General features: G+C 34.9%; 14 protein-coding genes. 11 read left to right on the top strand and 3 right to left on the bottom strand.

Annotation, left to right across the window (positions count from 1 at the left end; genetic code table 11):
• The first annotated feature begins 47 nt into the window (after positions 1-47).
• From porU to ACWA1B_RS05000, 8 genes are all read left to right on the top strand, one after another.
• On the top strand, positions 48-3,884 hold the full coding sequence (porU, locus tag ACWA1B_RS05035; protein WP_456904730.1) for a type IX secretion system sortase PorU: 3,837 nt from the start codon (positions 48-50) through the stop codon (positions 3,882-3,884).
• A 43-nt stretch (positions 3,885-3,927) separates the two neighbouring features.
• On the top strand, positions 3,928-5,130 hold the full coding sequence (porV, locus tag ACWA1B_RS05030) for a type IX secretion system outer membrane channel protein PorV (RefSeq protein WP_456904729.1): 1,203 nt from the start codon (positions 3,928-3,930) through the stop codon (positions 5,128-5,130).
• Positions 5,131-5,205: 75 nt separating this feature from the next.
• The gene (gene cdd / locus ACWA1B_RS05025) at positions 5,206-5,688 is read left to right on the top strand and encodes a cytidine deaminase (protein ID WP_456904728.1); all 483 of its coding nucleotides are present in this window, start codon (positions 5,206-5,208) and stop codon (positions 5,686-5,688) included.
• Between the two features lie 158 nt (positions 5,689-5,846).
• Positions 5,847-6,845: a pyruvate dehydrogenase (acetyl-transferring) E1 component subunit alpha gene (pdhA, locus tag ACWA1B_RS05020; protein ID WP_057121318.1), complete on the top strand. Its 999-nt coding sequence runs from the start codon at positions 5,847-5,849 to the stop codon at positions 6,843-6,845.
• A 4-nt stretch (positions 6,846-6,849) separates the two neighbouring features.
• Positions 6,850-8,496: a dihydrolipoamide acetyltransferase family protein gene (locus ACWA1B_RS05015; protein WP_456904727.1), complete on the top strand. Its 1,647-nt coding sequence runs from the start codon at positions 6,850-6,852 to the stop codon at positions 8,494-8,496.
• A gap of 115 nt (positions 8,497-8,611) precedes the next feature.
• Positions 8,612-10,459 (top strand): hydrolase/aminopeptidase, encoded by a 1,848-nt coding sequence (locus ACWA1B_RS05010; protein WP_456904726.1) that lies wholly within the window; start codon positions 8,612-8,614, stop codon positions 10,457-10,459.
• 479 nt (positions 10,460-10,938) lie between these two features.
• Complete coding sequence (locus tag ACWA1B_RS05005) at positions 10,939-11,469, top strand: carboxymuconolactone decarboxylase family protein (RefSeq protein ID WP_456904725.1); 531 nt, start codon at positions 10,939-10,941, stop codon at positions 11,467-11,469.
• Positions 11,470-11,567: 98 nt separating this feature from the next.
• Positions 11,568-12,446: a helix-turn-helix domain-containing protein gene (locus tag ACWA1B_RS05000; RefSeq protein WP_456904724.1), complete on the top strand. Its 879-nt coding sequence runs from the start codon at positions 11,568-11,570 to the stop codon at positions 12,444-12,446.
• Between the two features lie 69 nt (positions 12,447-12,515).
• On the opposite strand, the gene ACWA1B_RS04995 is transcribed toward ACWA1B_RS05000, so the two are convergent.
• A complete protein-coding gene (locus ACWA1B_RS04995; protein WP_456904723.1) occupies positions 12,516-13,757 on the bottom strand; it encodes a glycosyltransferase in 1,242 nt (413 codons plus the stop codon).
• 113 nt (positions 13,758-13,870) lie between these two features.
• On the opposite strand from ACWA1B_RS04995, the gene ACWA1B_RS04990 reads away from it, so the two are divergent.
• Together ACWA1B_RS04990 and ACWA1B_RS04985 are read left to right on the top strand one after the other, a co-directional pair.
• Positions 13,871-14,452 carry a MiaE family protein gene (locus tag ACWA1B_RS04990; protein WP_057117541.1) on the top strand — a complete coding sequence of 194 codons (582 nt, stop codon included), beginning with the start codon at positions 13,871-13,873 and terminating at the stop codon, positions 14,450-14,452.
• Positions 14,453-14,505: 53 nt separating this feature from the next.
• A complete protein-coding gene (locus ACWA1B_RS04985; protein ID WP_456904722.1) occupies positions 14,506-17,265 on the top strand; it encodes a hypothetical protein in 2,760 nt (919 codons plus the stop codon).
• A 253-nt stretch (positions 17,266-17,518) separates the two neighbouring features.
• Here the strand turns inward: ACWA1B_RS04985 and rpmA are convergent, their stop codons facing one another.
• Positions 17,519-17,779, bottom strand: a complete 261-nt coding sequence (rpmA, locus tag ACWA1B_RS04980) for a 50S ribosomal protein L27 (RefSeq protein ID WP_012023622.1) — start codon at positions 17,777-17,779, stop codon at positions 17,519-17,521.
• Between the two features lie 24 nt (positions 17,780-17,803).
• Positions 17,804-18,241: a 50S ribosomal protein L21 gene (gene rplU / locus ACWA1B_RS04975; protein WP_456904721.1), complete on the bottom strand. Its 438-nt coding sequence runs from the start codon at positions 18,239-18,241 to the stop codon at positions 17,804-17,806.
• Positions 18,242-18,516: 275 nt separating this feature from the next.
• Between rplU and ACWA1B_RS04970 the strand changes: the two genes are divergently transcribed.
• On the top strand, positions 18,517-19,839 hold the full coding sequence (locus ACWA1B_RS04970; RefSeq protein WP_456904720.1) for a M16 family metallopeptidase: 1,323 nt from the start codon (positions 18,517-18,519) through the stop codon (positions 19,837-19,839).
• Position 19,840: the final 1 nt, after the last annotated feature.

Here is a 19,840-nt window from a genome sequence, read left to right as displayed (position 1 = left end):
TTTTTACTTAGTAAAATAATTTGTTAACAATTTCGTTTTCTTAACCTATGAAACAAGCCTTGATCTTATGCTTTTTTTTAGTTCCGATTTTTGCATTTTCCCAGATAAATGGGAGCTTCGCAATAGATTGGCAAGGCAAAAAAGAAATGAGTTTTGGTGATTTCAAAACCACCGTCCCTTATTTTTCAGGAAGCAGTTTTCGATACGATACTACTAAAAAAAACCTAACACTGCTGCTTAACATCACCCAATCGAGCTCTGGAACGAACAATTCTGTGCAACTTTTTAATGTTGTTTACGAAACAATTTCAACTAATGATCTTGGCGATTTAAATCCGGAAAACCTTCCTGAAAAACCAAATGAAACGTTAAAAATTGCTTCTTCAAGAGATCAAAAGCAATTTTTTCTTTCACTTTCACCTATTCTTAAAGACGGAAATGGCTTTAAAAGAATCCGATCTTTTTCCTATTCTTCAAACGGTTCAACATCAAAAAACACCAACACTTCTGCTTTTCAAAAATCAAGCGTAATTTCTAATTCTGTTTTAGCATCTGGAGATTGGTATCGTTTTTATGTAGAAAAATCAGGCGTTTATAAAATATCAAAATCGTTTTTACAAAGTTTAGGTTTTGATCCAAGCAAAACCGATCCGAAAAGAATCAAAATATACGGAAACGGAGGAAGAATGCTCCCTTTAGTAAACAGCAATTATTATCCAGATGATTTGAACGAAAATGCAATACAAATTATTGGCGAAACTGACGGAATCTTTAATAATGAAGACTATATTCTTTTTTATGCCGAAGGAGTCGAGAACTGGAATTCAGAAAGCCAGACCAATCTTAATTTGTTTGACTCCAAATCGTATTATTACATCACAACGACTGGCGGTGATGGAAAAAGAATTCCGACTCTCAATCAGCCTTCTGGAAATACAACTTTAGAACTAAACACGTTTGATGACTATCAATACCACGAAATTGATCAAACCAATATCGCTCATTTAGGCCGCCAGTGGTTTGGAGAATCATTTGACATCAATCAGGAGCAAGAATTCACCTTTACATTTCCAAACATAGACAACTCTGTTGCTGCAAAAATAGAAGTTGTTGGCGCTGCTGCTGCATTTACTCCTACATCTTTTACAGTAAGTGCAAACGGGCAAAATATCGGAAACATTAACTTTAATTCCTTGGTTTCTAGTTCTGACATTAAATTTTATACTGGAAAATTACCTGCAAATTCAACATTTACAGCTGCCGAAAGTGTAAAAATAAAACTTACCTATAATAATAATGGTGTACCAGGATCAAAAGGTTATCTTGATTACATTAATATTATCGCAAAAAGAAAACTGCTCGGAACAGGAAAACAATTCAAATTCCAATATGATCTAGCTGGCTCAACACCAGGGATTGCAAATTATACCGTTGGAAACGCTGCAGGAATATCTCAAGTTTGGGACATTACAGATCCTTATAATGTTTCTAAAATTGAAAATTCAAATCAGGCAACTTTTAGCTTTAAAGCTTCATTGGGAGAAATCAGAAAATATATTGCCATTGACGCCTCAGATTATTTTACACCTTTAAAAGAAAACCAATCAAAAGTTGCAAATCAAAATTTAAAAGGAACACTTTTTAGAAATGCTCAAAATAGTGTTCAAGATATTGATTATGTAATTATCTCTCCTAAATCTCTTGCCTCTCAAGCTGAAAAATTAGCTGCCTTTCGTCGCACCTATTCTAATTTAAATGTAAAAGTGATTACTTTAGAAGATATCTATCAGGAATTTTCATCAGGAAAACAAGATATTGCTGCGATTAGAAATTGTATTCGATATATTTACGAAAACGCTTCTTCGCCAGACAAAAGAATCAAATATGTGAATTTATTTGGAGATGCGTCTTATGACTATAGAGATCGAATTTCAAATAACACCAATATTGTACCTATATATCATTCCTTAATTAGTAACACAACAGGAGAAGCTTCTTTCGCATCTGATGACTTCTATGGATTGATGGATGCCGACGAAGGAAACATTACCAATTTCTTTGGCGGAATTGACATTGCCACAGGCAGAATGCTTGTTTCTGACAATACACAGGCAAATGAAATGGTAAATAAAGTTTTAGAATATCACGACACTAAATCTTATGGAAATTGGAGAAATAATTTTGTTTTAGTGAGTGATGACGCAGATCAAAGTTCTGACGCAACACTTCAATCACGTCAAAACGCCCTTGCAGATGTTATAGCAACTCAAAAACCTTTTTTTAATATCGATAAAATTATTTTAGACTCCTACACTCAGGAAGCTTCTGCGGGCGGATCAAGATACCCTAAAGCACGTACTGATTTATTTGATGCTTTTGAAAAAGGCGCTTTGGTTTTTAATTATTTAGGACATGGCGGTGAAGACGGATTAGCCAGTGAAAGAATTTGGGAAAAATCAGATGGGCAAAATCTGAACAATCAGTACAGATATCCTTTGTTTATAACAATCACTTGCGAATTTTCAAGATTTGATGACCCAACCCGACCAACAGCCGGAGAATATACTTTTTGGAATCCTAAAGGTGGCGCAATTTCAATGCTCACCACAATTCGGTCAATTGGTCAGTTTAATGCCGAGAATTTCAATGACAGCCTAAGCAAAAATTTACTTTCTTACGGATCAAACCAATACACCACTATTGCAGAAGCACTTCGAATTTCAAAAAATGAAAATCCGAGCTCTTCCAGCAATGTTATATTTTATATTGGTGATCCAGCACTAATGCTTGCAATTCCGAAACCAAGAATTAATTTAACAAAAGTAAATGATGTTGTGATTTCTCAAACCATACCAGATTTAAAATCACTTTCAAAAATTAAAATTTCAGGAGAAATTACAGATGAAAACAATACACTTTTAAGCAATTATAACGGTGAATTAGCAACAGCAATTTTCGATAAACTGATTACAACATCAACTCTTAATAATGATGGATTCAGTTCGCCAATGTCATTTAAAACTCTAGGCGAAACTATTTTCAGAGGCAACGCTTCAGTCACAAACGGCCAGTTTGAATTTAGCTTTGTTGTCCCAAGAGACATTCGAATTAATGTCGATTATGGCCGAATCAGTTTCTATTCAAAGAAAAATCAAGCGTTAGAAAATCAGTCCGGCTATAACACCACTATTAAAATAGGAGGTATAAATGAAAATGCACCTCAGGACAATATTAGTCCAAAAGTGAAGTTATATATGAACGATGAAACATTTGTTTCTGGTGGCATTACAAATGAATCGCCCTTTCTTTTGGCGTTTCTGGAAGACGAAAACGGAATTAATACAGCGAGTGGAATTGGACATGATATCGTGGCGGTATTAGACGGAGACGTAAGCAATCCGTACATTTTGAATGATTATTATCAGACAAAACTAGATGATTATACAAATGGAAATTTACGCTTTCCGCTTCGAAATTTAAAAGCGGGACTGCACACGATAACCTTCACAGCATGGGATGTTTATAACAATCCTGTAACAAGTGAAATTCAATTTATTGTTGTTGGAGATGAATCATTATCTTTAACCCACGTTCTTAATTATCCTAACCCATTTTCAACTTACACACAATTTTGGTTTTCACACAATAGACCTTATGAACCCCTAGAAGTTCAGGTACAGGTTATGACTATAACAGGAAAAGTAGTCTGGACAAAAAACCAAATTATTACAACAGAAGGATTTCTTTCAAGAGAAATTACCTGGGATGGAAGAGACGATTTTGGAGACCGGATAGGTAAAGGAGTTTATATTTATAAATTGACCGTTAAATCAAATTTAACAAATAAAAAAGCAGAAAAATACGAAAAACTTGTCATCTTATAATATTATACATATTTTGCACCACCAAAAAACATTAGTCCCATAAATGAAAAAAATATCACTTTTATTAATTTGTCTTTTAATTGTTACCTACGCTAAAGCCCAAGAAACCAGACCAATTACCACTGGAGTTCCTTTCTTATTAGTTGCTGCTGATGCAAGAGCGGCAGGTTTAGCTGATCAGGGCGTAGCTACTTCCGCTGACGTTTTCTCTCAACAATGGAATCCTGCGAAATATGCATTTTCTAAAGATGCACAAGGACTTTCTATCAGTTATACTCCTTATTTAACTGATTTAGCCAATGATATTTCACTTGGTCAATTAACCTATTACAACAAAATTAGTGACCGAAGCGCCTTTGCAGGGAGCTTTCGTTATTTTGGCTTTGGAGATATCGAGTTAAGAAAAACTGGCGACCCGAATGAAGTTCCGAATATTGTATCGCCAAATGAATTTGCTTTAGACGGATCTTATTCGCAAAAACTAAGTGAAACCTTTTCGATGGCAGTTGGAGCACGATATATACGCTCTAACTTAAGAGTTGCCTCAGAAGATGTAGATGCAACCGCAGGAACATCCTTTGCAGTTGATGTTGCCGGATTTTATCAATCTGAAGAAATTGCTTATAGTGATTTCAACGGAAGATGGAGAGCGGGGTTCAACTTCCAGAATATGGGACCTAAAATCAGCTACGACAATGATGATTTAAGCTCAAACTTTTTACCTGCCAACATGCGTTTAGGAGGAGGATTTGATTTTATTCTTGACGATTACAATAAATTTGCAGTTAGCGTTGAATTTACAAAATTACTTGTGCCAACTCCTCCGGGGCAACAAGCAGCGTTAGATTTAAACGGAGATGGTGATTTTACTGACCCAGGGGAAAGCGCACAGGAACAAAGCACAATTGCCTACAACAAATATAATGACATAGGTTGGTTTCAAGGAATGTTTAAATCTTTTGGAGATGCTCCAGGCGGATTTAGTGAAGAAATAAAAGAAGTAACTTATAGTCTTGCCGGAGAATATATGTATCAAGATTCATTTGCATTTCGTGCAGGATATTTCCACGAAAGCCCTGAAAAAGGAGCTCGTCAATTCTTTTCTTTAGGTGCTGGTTTCAAATACAACATCGTAAAAGTTGACGTTTCATACTTATTCTCAACTTCAAAAGTTAAAAATCCGTTAGAAAACACGCTTCGTTTTTCTTTAACGTTTAACTTTGGCGACAAATACGAAGAATATTAAACAATCTAAATATAAAAACAATAACAATCCAAATTTCTATTTTTAGGAATTTGGATTTTTTTTCCCATAAAAACAATGAAAGAAATAAATATTACGTCATCCTTTTTAGTTTACAGTGGCATTGAAGAACTTTCAGAGGAAATTCAGGATTTAATGACCCAAGCTGTGGAGATTCGGAAAAAAGCCTATGCTCCCTATTCACAATTTAAAGTTGGAGCAGCTTTATTATTAGATAATGGAAAAATAGTTTTAGGCTCTAATCAGGAAAATGCAGCATATCCATCAGGATTATGCGCAGAACGCGTGGCGATTTTTCATGCGGGAAGTATTTATCCTGAAGCTAAAATCTTAAAAATAGCGATTACAGCAGCATCAGACACAAATCAAACCACTGCTCCTATTCCACCTTGTGGTTCTTGCCGCCAATCAATTGCAGAATATGAAATCAAACAAGACACCCCTATAGAAATCTATTTTATGGGTGAAATTGGCGAAGTTTATAAATCAGCATCCCTGAAAAATTTGCTCCCTTTTATGTTCGACAAAAAGTTCTTGTAAAAAAAAGCCAAAAAGTAGCCATTAAATTTTAGTTCTTAAATGTAATGTCTTATTTTTGCATCCCGACCTTTCGGGCGCAAATTTGTGGGAGGAAACTATTTTGCGTTATAGGCAACAATTGATAACACAAACAAACTTTAGCAAAAGAAAGAATTCAGATGAAAGAAGTTACAAAAGAAGTATATTTAAAGTGGTACGAAGACATGCTGCTTTGGAGAAAGTTTGAAGACAAACTTGCAGCGTTATACATTCAACAAAAAGTTAGAGGTTTTTTACACCTATATAATGGTCAGGAAGCTGTATTAGCCGGTGCATTGCACGCTATGGACCTGACTAAAGACAAAATGATTACCGCATACAGAAACCACGTTCAGCCAATTGGTATGGGAGTTGATCCTCGAAATGTAATGGCGGAACTTTTAGGAAAAGTAACAGGGACTTCTAAAGGTATGGGAGGTTCTATGCACATTTTCTCTAAAGAACACCGTTTTTACGGAGGACACGGAATCGTAGGGGGACAAATCCCAGTTGGCGCAGGTTTAGCTTTCGCTGACAAATACTTCAACACTGGTGGCGTTACTATGACCTACTTTGGTGATGGTGCTGCTAGACAAGGTTCTCTTCACGAAGCTTTCAACATGGCGATGTTATGGAAACTTCCAGTTGTATTTATCGTTGAAAACAACGGTTATGCAATGGGAACTTCTGTAGAAAGAACTGCAAATCACACTGACATCTGGAAATTAGGTTTAGGTTATGAAATGCCTTGCGGACCTGTTGATGGAATGAACCCAGTAAAAGTTGCTGAAGCAATGCACGAAGCTATCGAAAGAGCACGTCGCGGAGATGGACCAACTTTCCTTGAAATGAAAACGTACCGTTACAGAGGACACTCAATGTCTGATGCACAACTATATCGTTCTAAAGAAGAGGTTGAAGAGTACAAAAAAATTGACCCGATTACACAAGTTCTTGATGTAATCATGGATCAAAAATATGCTACAGAAGAAGAAATTGAAGTTATTGACCAAAGAGTTAAAGACTTAGTTGAAGAGTGTGCGAAATTCGCTGAAGAATCTCCATACCCAGACTTACAACAATTATACGATGTAGTATACGCACAAGAAGACTATCCATTTACACCTCATAAACTATAACATCATGGCGATTAAAGTAACAATGCCTCGTTTGAGCGATACTATGACGGAAGGAACGGTAGCGACTTGGCTTAAAAAAGTAGGCGACAAAATTAGCGAAGGAGATATCTTAGCTGAAATTGAAACAGACAAAGCAACAATGGAGTTCGAATCTTTTAACGAAGGGACTCTTTTACATATCGGAATTCAAGCTGGAGAAACTGCTCCGGTTGATTCATTATTAGCAATCATTGGTAACGAAGGAGAAGATATTTCTGCTCTTTTAGCTGGTGGTGACGCTCCAGCTGCTGAAGCACCAAAAGCGGATGCTCCTGCTGCAGAAGCAAAAACTGAAGCTGCTGCTCCTGCAAAAGCAGCAACTGAATTGCCTAAAGGTGTTGTAGTTGTAACTATGCCACGTTTGAGTGATACAATGACTGAAGGTACAGTAGCAACTTGGTTGAAAAAAGTTGGTGATACTGTAGCTGAAGGTGATATTTTAGCAGAAATTGAAACAGACAAAGCGACTATGGAGTTTGAGTCTTTCAATTCTGGAACATTATTATATATCGGAATTCAAGAAGGAAACACTGCACCAGTTGACAGCTTATTAGCTATTATCGGACCTGCAGGAACTGATATTGCTGGAATTGCTGACAATTATACTGCCGGAGGTGCTGCACCTGCAAGTGCTCCTGCTGCTGAAGAAACAAAAGCTGCTCCTGCTGCAGAAAAAGCACCAGAAGTTGTAAACAATACTTCAGACGGAAGAATTTTAGCTTCACCTTTAGCTAAGAAAATTGCTTCTGACAAAGGAATTCAATTGAACCAAGTTAAAGGTTCTGGAGAAAACGGACGTATCGTGAAAAGCGATATCGAGAACTTTACTCCATCTGCACAAGCACAGCCAGCCGCAGCTGCAACTTCTACTGCTCCTAAAGCTGAAACTGTTGCTCCTGCTGCACCAAAAGTATTTGTTCCCGCTGGCGAAGTTTTCACAGAAGAGATCAAAAACTCTCAAATGCGTAAAATTATCGCTAAACGCCTTTCTGAATCTTTATTTACTGCTCCTCACTACAACTTAGTGATCGAAGTAAGCATGGACGAAGCTATGCAGGCAAGAGCTGCTATCAATAGCGTTCCAGATACAAAAGTATCTTTCAACGATATGGTAATCAAAGCTTGTGCTTTAGCATTGAAAAAACACCCAAAAATCAACTCTACTTGGAAAGAAGATGCTATCATCATCAACCACCACGTAAACATTGGTGTTGCTGTAGCTGTTGAAGACGGATTAGTAGTTCCTGTATTGAAGTTTACAGATGCTATGAGTTTATCTCAAATTGGCGGTTCAGTAAGAGATCTTGCCGGAAGAGCTAAAAACAAAAAACTTGGGCCACAAGAAATGGAAGGAAGTACTTTTACAGTATCTAACCTTGGTATGTTTGGTATAACTGAATTTAATTCAATTATCAACCAACCAAACTCTGCTATCCTTTCAGTAGGTGCAATTGTTGAGAAACCAGTAGTTAAAAACGGTCAAATCGTAGTTGGAAACACAATGATGTTATCATTAGCTTGTGACCATAGAACAATTGACGGTGCAACTGGTGCTCAATTCTTACAAACATTAAAACAATACATCGAAAGCCCAGTTACAATGTTGGCGTAATTTTCTTATGTCAGCCTGAGCGAAGTCGAAGGTTATATTTAATTAAATCCCGTTTTGTTTATTCAAAACGGGATTTTTTGTTTAATTTTCATCCTCTAATTCAACACCTCCCAATATGAAGAAATTAATTCTTGCCGCTTTATTTCTGACAGCAATTGCCTGCCAGAAAAAAGAACAAACCGAAAAAGCAACAACAATTGTCGATGAACACAGTTATTCGAAGCCAAAACTTGCTGTTGTTAAACATCTTGATCTTGATATTAAAGTAGACTTTGATACACAGACTATTTCAGGAAAAGCCTCTTGGCAGATTGACAACATCAGCAAAGGAAATGAAATCATCTTTGACGAAAACACTTTAAATATTACAAAAGTAACTTTAGGTGACGATGAAAAAGAAACCAAATTCGAGCTTGGCGCAGCCACTGAATTTCATGGAAAACCACTTCATATTACAATTGAACCAAATACAACTAAAGTAAACATTTATTACAACACCACTAAAGATGGTGTAGCATTGCAATGGCTAAAACCAGAACAGACAGCAGACAAAAAGAACCCTTTTGTTTTTTCTCAGGGCGAAAGTGTTTGGTCCCGTACTTGGATTCCTTGTCAGGATTCGCCAGGAATTCGTTTTACTTATAATGCAAAAGTTACAGTTCCTAAAGATTTATTAGCGATTATGAGCGCTGTAAATCCGCAGAAGAAGAATGATACTGGCGTTTATACTTTCAAACAAGATAAAGCAATTCCATCTTATTTAATGGCAATTGCAGTTGGAAATATCGAATTTCAAGCAATCGACAATAGAACTGGTGTTTATGCAGAACCATCGATGCTAAAAAAATCAGCTTGGGAATTTGCCGAACTTGGAAAAATGGTAAATGCTGCAGAAAAACTTTACGGACCTTATCGTTGGGGGCGTTATGACGTTTTGGTTTTACCTCCAAGTTTCCCTTATGGTGGAATGGAAAATCCAAATCTAACTTTCTTAACTCCGGGAGTTATAGCTGGCGATCGCTCTTTAACAAGTTTATTGGCACACGAATTAGGTCACAGTTGGAGCGGAAACTTAGTTACAAACGCAACTTGGGATGATATTTGGCTTAACGAAGGTTTTACAACTTATGTTGAACACAGAATTGGAGAAGCTATTTTCGGAAAGAAAGAATTTGAAATGCAAAACGTTATCACAAACAAAGAATTGACTGATAATGTTGCAGAATATGGCGATACAAACCCAGATACAAGATTAAAAGTTAGTTTAACAGGAAGAAATCCAGACGACGGAATCAGTCAAATTCCTTATGTTAAAGGATATGCCTTTTTAAGAGTTATTGAAAACGCTGTCGGACGCGAGAAATTCGATCCGTTTATTAAGAATTATTTTGATTCGCATGCATTCAAGTCAATTACTACAGAAGATTTTGTAAAATATTTGAATGAAAATTTAATCAAAGGCGACAAAGCCTTAGCTGATAAAATCAAATTAGAATACTGGATTTATAAACCTGGAATCCCATCAAACATTCTTCCGGTAAGTTCAGCTGATTTTGACGCTATTGATGCAATCCAAAAAAGTTGGAGAGAAACTGGCGTTACAGGTTTGAGCAAAAAAATTACAACGACTGCCGAAAAACAACATTTTATAGACCATCTTCCTGCTGACATTACAGTCACAGAAATGGACGCAATTGACAAAGAATTCAACTTTACAAAAGGTGGAAACTTCATTATCAAGCGCCAATGGTTTGTTCAGGTATTAAAACATCAATACAAACCAGCATATCCTGCAATTGAACAATTTTTGATTGGAATAAGCAGAACTGGATCTGTGATGATGTTATATAAAGAAATGGTTAAAACTCCTGAAGAAAAAGTTTGGGCAAAACAGATTTTTGAAAAAGCTAAATCTGGTTACCATGCTACTACAATTCAGGCCGTTGAAGGTGTCTTGAAATAAACTTTCAATAATATAATTTCAAAATAGGCTGCTCCTAAGGAACAGCCTATTTTTTTTTTAAGTATTATTTGTCATTCCGAGGAACGAGGAATGACAAGATTGCGAAAAAGCTTTGCTACGAACTTTGACAAAGTTTACTAAACACAAAGCTTTTCATTGCTGATAAAATAAACAAAAACAATCTTATAAAAACGAGTGCCCTAGCCCAGATTGAAGTGGAAAGCCCGGAGCTCAAAACCCTCATTTTTCTTGCCAGAAAACAGCGACCAACGGAAGCTCGTTTTATGACTTAGAAAAATCAGGGTTTTGTCCCGATAGCTATCGGGATGAAACGGAAAGCTGGATTAGCTGCTGAAAAAACAGTCAGGGAAAATTATCCATTACATAGCGTACATTCTCCATGTTCTAAAATCTGTAATCGTCGCAACTTTGTAATGTCAAAAGACAATAACAAATAACAACTTAAAAATTTAAATAAAATGACACGATTAACAGCATTAAACCCAGAAGAAGTAACAGGAAAAACTAAAGATTTATTCAACGCAGTCCAAGCTAAATTAGGAGTTGTACCAAACATGATGAGAACAATGGGAAATTCCCCAGCAGTTCTTGAAGGATATTTAAATTTAAGCGGTGCTTTGAGCCACGGAAAATTAAGTGCAAAAACTGGCGAATTAATTGCTTTAGCAGTTTCAGAAAGCAATTCTTGTGATTACTGTTTGGCAGCTCACACTTTTATTGGAGAAAAATTAGTAAAAGCAGATCCAGCAGTTTTAAAAGCAGCAAGATCAGGAAATTCTACCGATGCTAAGACAGAAGCGGTTTTACAATTAGCAAAAACATTAATTAGTAAAAATGGTTTAGTAAATGATGAAGATGTAAATAAAGCAAAAACTGCAGGAGTTTCTGACGCTGAAATTGCCGAAACTATTGCACATGTAGCTTTGAATGTTTTAACAAACTACTTCAATAATCTTGCTAATACTGAAATTGATTTTCCAGCAGTATAATTTAAAAAAGCAAAGTCACTATAACAAAAAACAATTTATAAGGATAGTTGTGAATTTATTTCATAACTATCTTTATATTTTCAAAAAAGAACCAAGATATGAGCCCGCAAAATGTTTTCACTTTAATAAATCCTCAAAATGGTAATTTGGCCTTCAAAATTCTTTCGTTTGACGACAACAGCCATTTTGACCATTTACAGCGGAACAACTATTACTCATTAATTTGGGTAACCAAAGGAAAAGGCAAAGTAAAAGCTGATTTTGCAGAACATCAATTTGGAGAAAATTCACTTCTCGCCTTTTCCCCATATCAACCATTTATGCTTTGTGTAAACGAGCCAATTGAAGGAATTGCGATTCATTTTCACCCTGATTTTTATTGTATTCACATGCATCAGAAAGAAGTTTCATGTAACGGTGTTTTATTCAACAACATTTACCAGCCACCTTATGTAAAGGTTACGGAACAGGCTTCTCAAACCTTTAAAATGGTTTTGGAACAAATGAAAGCCGAGATTCAAAATGCTGAATTAGCACAATATGAATTACTTATTTCGTATTTGAAAATCTTTTTAATTACGGCTTCAAGATTAAAAACCGAGCAATTAGAAGAAATCAAATCAGTTCCAGATTCTAAAGAACCTATTATTCTTCAAAACTTAAAAGATGCTATTGAACTCAATTTTAAAACCAAACATTCGGCGGGAAATTATGCCGATTTACTGAATATTTCTCCAAAAGCTTTAGCCAAATTATCGAAGAATTATTTCAACAAAACGCTTACCGATTTAATTTCAGAAAGAATAATAATTGAAGCTAAAAGAGAATTATATCTAACCAGCAAAACGGTCAAAGAAATCGCTTACGAATTAGGCTATGACGACGAACATTATTTCAGTCGTTTCTTTAAAACCAATGCCGATGTTTCGCCTCAAATGTATCGCGAAACGGTAGGATTTGGAAAAATGGAAGCTTAGTTTAGAGTTCCTGTTTTAAGTCACATTTTTAAGCAACTACAAAACTGAAAACTGCGACTAAAAACTAATCTATTTATTCTTAGCCTCAATCCATTTTGACATATACATGGTGCTTTTGTAAGCATGATGTTGCAATAAATTGCCCATAAAATTATGAAGTCGATGGCTTTCAGAATTAATTAAAAGGGAATTTATCAATGTAATTAATTCATTTGAATAACTGCTTTTTTGATAACATTTATTAATAATTGCAATTCCGTTATTTCGAGATTGTTCCCAGAGATTCTCATCTTTATAAAGCGCAATTGCTTTTTTTGAAAACTCCTCTGGTTCATCTTCAATAAAACCATTCCAAGGCAAATCTGAATGCATAGCTTCAGAACCAATTGACGTTGTTACACTTGGTGTTCCGCATTGCATGGATTCTAATAATTTTCCTTTTAGACCTGCTCCAAAACGAATTGGAGCTAAAACAACTCTCGCATTTTTCACCACTTCATTTGCATCCTCTGCCCTTCCTATAATATAAAAACCGTTTTTAGGCTGATGCAACTGCAGTACTTTCTGTGACGGATAAGCGCCGTAAACTTCTAAGACGGCTTCTGGAAAATCTTTTTTTACAAAAGGCCAAATGGCTTCTTTTAGATATTGAACGGTATTCCAATTCGGTTCATGAAGAAAATTTCCGATGAAAACAAAGTTCTTTCGATCACTAAAAGAAGGCAATTTCTGAAGATCTTCTTCATTCATTTTTTCGACTAAAAATGGAAGATAGAACAACAAATCACTGCTTATTTTAAAAACATCTTTGAGAACATTCATTTCAAATTGAGAAATAATCAAAGAAAAATCACATCTTAAAATACTAGCGATTTCACGTCTCGCCACTTCTTCAGACAATAAATCAAAAAGTTCAAAAGTTCGATTTTCTTTAAAAGCTTTTTGTCTTGCCGTTCTCAAACAATGCAAATCTTCAGTATCTAAAATTCGGATTGCTTTTGGACATTTTTCGACAACTCGCCAGCCAAATTGCTCTTCAATCATAAAACGATCAAACAAAACAACGTCTGGATTTAATTCGATTATAAAATCATCAAAACTTGATGAATTGAGTTCGATGCTTTTTTTTGTTACTCCAAATTCAGACAAATCAACCATAAAATCACTGTCTTGCGCGGCGCTGGTAAAAGTAATTTCGAATCCGTCTTCCTTAAAAATCGAAATCAGTTGCATCATTCTTCCACCGGCAGCAGAAGAATTTGGTTCTGGCCACACAAAACCAATTATTAAAAGTTTTTTTATCTGATTCATAATATTTGTTTCATATTACAAAATAATGCTTTTTTGCGCGGATTTGCACCCAATTTCCCAAGATTCGCTCATAAAAAAACACTAATTTTGCAGTAAATAAATGCTGGGAAATTATGTTGGGACTAAAATTAGCTACTGACCCTCGCTGGGTAAATATCGTTGAGTCAAATATCGAAGAAATTTTAACGGATCACGCCTGGTGCGAACAAAAAGCGGCTTCAAACGCAATCAGTATCGTAACGTATAACTCTGAATTAGAGGAGTTAGTGACCGAAATGCTCGTAATTGCCAGAGAAGAATTAGAGCATTTACAAATGGTTCATGATGTAATCAAAAAGCGCGGACTCACTTTAGGACGCGAAAGAAAAGATCATTATGTAAATGAACTTTTTAAATTCATGAAAAAGGACGGAAGCCGAAGAGACGCACTTTGCGATCGATTATTGTTTTCGGCCATGATCGAAGCCAGAAGTTGTGAGCGTTTTAAAGTACTTTCAGAAAACATCAAAGATGAAGAATTGGCTAAATTCTATCGTGATTTAATGATTTCTGAAGCTGGTCATTATACTACTTTTTTAGGATTCGCTAGAAAATACCAAGACAATATCGATATTGACAAACGCTGGAAAGAGTGGATTGAATATGAAGGTTCAATCATTACCAATTATGGCAAAAAAGAAACGGTTCACGGATAAAACAACTCTAGTTTTACCATTTTTTACCCTTTTTCTAATCTAAATATTTTATCATGTCCAAAAGCAAAACCAAATCTATTTTATTAAAAACAGCAAAATATCTTGGAATAACTTTCGCAGTTATTATTGCTCTGCTTTTTTTGACTCCGATTGTTTTTGCCGATAAAATCAAAGAACAAATTAAAAAAACAGCAAATGAAAGGCTTAGCGCAGAATTAAATTATTCTGATGTTTCGGTTTCATTTTTCCATCATTTCCCTTCACTGACACTGACATTAAGCGACTTAAACCTTAATGGATCTGCACCTTATGCAAAGGAAAAATTCATTACAGCAAAAGAGGTTTCTTTTGGAATAAACGTTGCCAGCCTTGTTTTCAGCAAAGCCGTAAAAATTGATCAAATCTATTTATCGGATTCTTTTATTAATGTAAAAGTAAATTCAAAAGGCGAGGCAAATTACAATATCTACAAATCTAAAGCCACTTCAAAACCTGAAGACAGCACGGAAACAGCTTTGAAATTGGAGCGAATTGAAATTTTAAACAGTAAAATAATTTATGACGATCAGTCGACTAAAGTTCATTTTGATGCTTTTGGTTTTGATTATTTAGGAAAAGGAGATTTAAATAAATCGGTTTTTGATTTGTACTCAAAAGCTAAAATCGAAAAGCTAAATGTTATCTATGAAGACGAACCGTACCTAATGAACAAAAAGGTCGATGCCGACTTAATTACAAAGGTAAATGTAAATTCGCTGTCGTTTTTCTTCCAGCAAAATAACTTAAAAATTAATCAGCTTTTGGTTGATTTTAAAGGAAAATTTGACTTCTTGAAAGACGGTTACAATATGGATTTTGTCATAAAATCTGAAAACAGCAAACTTAACGACGTTTTTACTGCGTTCCCTCCAAAATACATAACTTGGCTTTCTAAAACCGAATTAAAAGGAAACACAAATCTTCTTTTGACATTAAAAGGAGATTATATAGCGTCTCAAAATATTGCTCCTGAACTTGATCTTGACGTAAAAATCGACAGCGGATTTGTAAATTACAACAAAAGCGCATTTCCGGTTTCAAATTTGAATTTAGATATTAAAACCAGAGTTCCAAATCTAAATCCGGACTTGGCTGATATTGACGCCAAAAATCTGTCACTAAACATCAATAAGGATTATTTGAAATCTAAATTTCACGTAGTCGGTGTAAATACGCCGAATATTGATGCTGATTTAAAAGCAAAAATAGATCTTGGGAAATTAATGTCAGCTCTTGGAATTCCAAATATCGTATTAAAAGGAAATCTTAATGGAGATGCCGTTGTTAATGGAAAATTCGACCAAAAAAACAGACTTTTCCCAAAAACGCAAGGAACTATTAATTTAGAAAACGGTTATCTAAAAACGCCTTATTATCCAAACGCAATTACAAATATTACCGTTAAATTGAGAATTGACAATCAAAAAGGAACCTATGACGATTTAAAAGTAAAACTAAAGCCAGCGCAATTTACCTTTGAAGGAAAACCAGTTTTTGTAGAAGCAGATTTAAGCAATTTTGATGATTTGACCTATGACATAAAAGCCAAAGGAGAATTAGATGTCAATAAAATCTACAAAGTTTTTTCTCAAAAAGGTTTAGATTTAGATGGATTTGTAAAAGCCGATGTTGTTTTAAAAGGAAAACAAAGCGATGCCGAAAAAGGAAATTACAGCAAACTGCATAACAAAGGAACTCTTGAACTGCGAAATATCGGTATTACATCTGAATATCTTCCTAAAAAGTTCATTATCAAGCAGGGAATTTTCAAAATTAACCAGGACAAGATGTATTTCAACAATTTTTTGGCCGCATATGGAAAATCTGATTTTAGAATGAACGGTTATTTGCAAAATGTATTTAACTACGCGACTACAAATACTGGCATTTTAAAAGGCGCTTTTACTTCTACATCCCGATATATTAATGTAGACGAATTCATGTCCAGCACAAATCCGAATACATCTGTAACAACAAAACCAAGCTCGCCAGAAGAATCTAAAAAAACTGAAACTACTCAAACAGGAGTTATCATAATTCCGTCAAACTTAAATTTGCAGTTTACAGCCAATGCACAGAAAGTCAATTTCGATAAACTTAATTTGCAAAATGCGACTGGAAATTTAAGCATGAAAAATGGCAAGCTGACAATGCAGAATACTGGTTTCAATTTAATTGGATGCAATGTTGCAATGAATGCTAATTATCAAGCCGTAACACCTCAAAAAGCAAATTTCGATTATGCTATAAAAGCTTCTGATTTTGACATTAAAAGAGCTTACAATGAAATAGAAGTTTTCAGAAAAATGGCCAGTGCCGCTGAAAAAGCACAAGGAATTGTTTCTTTAGACTATAAACTAAAAGGTCGTTTGAACGGAAAAATGGAACCCGTTTATCCTTCATTAACAGGAGGCGGAACACTTTCTGTAAAAGATGTAAAAGTTAGAGGATTGAAAATGTTTAACGCAGTAAGCAAAGAAACCAATTCGGAATCGATGAAAAATCCTGATGTTTCCAAAGTGGACATTAAAACTACAATCAAGAACAATATCATGACCGTAGAACGCTTTAAATTCAAATTTGCAGGCTTTAGACCTAGAATTGAAGGCACAACAAGTTTAGACGGAAAACTCAACTTAAAAATGCGTTTAGGATTACCTCCATTGGGTATTTTCGGGATTCCTCTTATGGTGACCGGAACTCAGGATAATCCAAAAATAAAAGTTGGAAAGAAATCTCAGGATTTGGAAGAAACTAAAGATACTGAGGAATAAATGCTTTAAATTCCAATTTGAAAATACTCCACGGAACTTTGTTAAAATTTAAAACTTTTACAAAGGTTTTTTTTATTATTCACCGCTGCAATCCAAAGAAACTAGGCACTTCCTCAAGTTACAATCAAGATTAACTTTACATTAATTTCTACGGAGATTTCCTCGAGATAACAAACTGGATAAATTCACAATTATAAAACAAAAAACCCGATCATTTCTGAACGGGTTTTTTATAAAAAGTAATCTTTGATTATTATGCCTCGAATGGGATAATAGATACATAAGATTTGTTATCTCTTTTCTTTTGGAACTTAACAACTCCAGCTACTCTTGCGTGTAGTGTGTGATCTTTACTGATGTAAACGTTTTCACCTGGATTATGTTTTGAACCTCTTTGTCTAACGATGATGTTACCAGCAATAGCAGCTTGACCACCATAAATCTTAACGCCTAAACGTTTTGATTCTGATTCTCTACCATTCTTCGAACTACCGACACCTTTCTTGTGAGCCATGACGTATGAGTTTAAATATTGTTATTATTCTTTAGTAGTCTCTTTTTTTGCTTTTGGAGCTGCTTTTTTTGCTTTTGGAGCTTCTACTTCTTCAGTAGCTACTTCTTCTGCCACAACTGCTTTTTTAGCTGCTGCTTTTTTAGTTCCTCCTGCTGCAGTAATACCTTCAATTACAATTTGAGTAAGATATTGTCTGTGACCATTTCTTTTTTTGTATCCTTTTCTTCTTTTCTTTTTGAAAACGATAACTTTATCACCTTTTAAGTGTTGTAACACTTTAGCTTCTACTGAAGCACCTTCTATAGCTGGGGCGCCTAAAGTTACATTTCCATTATCATCTAACAAAAGAACTTTGTCAAAAGAAACTCTTGAACCTTCTTCGTTAGCTAAACGGTGAACATAAACCTTTAAGTCTTTGCTTACTTTAAATTGTTGCCCTGCTATCTCTACGATTGCATACATATCAAATTGATTTATTGATTTTTAAGGTTGCAAATATACAACTAATAATTTACTACGCAATCCCTCGGTACAAAAATATTTTTTTCATGTTTAACAGCTGTTTTTCAACTCTTTTTAAGGTTTTTAAAATCAAAATTATAAGTAAATTTTTATTAATTTTTAATGATAAAGGCATAAGTTCTAAAATAATACACAAAAAACACTATTTTTGGAGTAACTATAATCAACTTTTTGCTACCTACTTATTTTAGGTATCATAAATTTATTAATCTTATATGAAAAATTCAATAATGATGTTAAGTGCAGCACTAATGCTTGGAGGAGTAGCACATGCTCAAAAGGTGGCTTTTGAAGAATACAATCTAGATAACGGAATGCATGTAATTTTGCATAACGATCCGTCGGCACCTGTCGTTATTACATCTGTAATGTATCACGTAGGTTCAAAAGACGAACGTCCTGACCGAACGGGATTTGCACATTTTTTCGAACATTTATTATTTGAAGGCACTCAAAATATCAAACGCGGCGAATGGATGAAAATCGTTACTGCAAACGGAGGTGTCAACAATGCCAATACTTCTGACGACAGAACGTATTATTATGAAGTTTTCCCATCAAACAATTTAGAATTAGGTTTGTGGATGGAATCAGAACGATTAATGCATCCTATTATTAATAAAATTGGCGTTGATACGCAAAATGAAGTTGTTAAGGAAGAAAAAAGAATGCGGTACGACAATCAACCTTATGGAAATATTCTTCCTGAGGTTAAAAAGAACATGTTTAAAAATCATCCTTATCGCTGGACCACTATTGGTTCAATGAAAGATCTAGACGCTGCAACTCTTGAAGAATTTCAGGCATTCAATAAAAAATTCTATACACCAAACAATGCTGTTTTAGTCATTGCCGGAGATTTCGATAAAACAAAAGCGAAAGAATGGGTTCAGAAATATTTCGGACCAATCCCAAAAGGCGAAACAGTAAAAAAACAAGTCTATACCGAAGAACCTATTACACAAACTATAAAAGCGACCTACGAAGATCCAAATATTCAAATCCCGATGGTTGTTGCTTCGTACAGAACGCCGTCAATGAAAACCAGAGACGCGAGAGTTTTAGATTTAATCTCTTCCTATTTAAGTGACGGGAAAAGCTCTAAACTTTATAAAAAAATTGTTGACGACAAAAAAATGGCACTTCAAATTGGTGCTGTTGGTTTTAGTCAGGAAGATTATGGAACTTACATATTATATGGATTGCCAATGGCTCCAAATACAACTGCAGACATTTTAAAAGAAATGGATGAAGAAATAGTAAAAATCCAAACCGATTTGATTTCTGAAAAAGATTACGAAAAATTACAGAATAAATTCGATAATAATTTTGTGAATGCGAATTCAAGCGTAGAAGGAATTGCAGAAAATCTTGCTTCTTATTATTTGCTTTATGGAGACGTAAATTTAATTAATACTGAAATTGACATTTACCACTCTATAACAAGAGAAGAAATCAGAGAAGTTGCAAAGAAATATTTGAATCCAAACCAACGCTTGATTTTAGATTATATTCCAACTGCAAAATCTCAAAACTAAG

The sequence above is a fragment of the Flavobacterium xizangense genome, from assembly GCF_054075145.1.
This window is presented reverse-complemented; position numbering and strand designations above follow the sequence as displayed.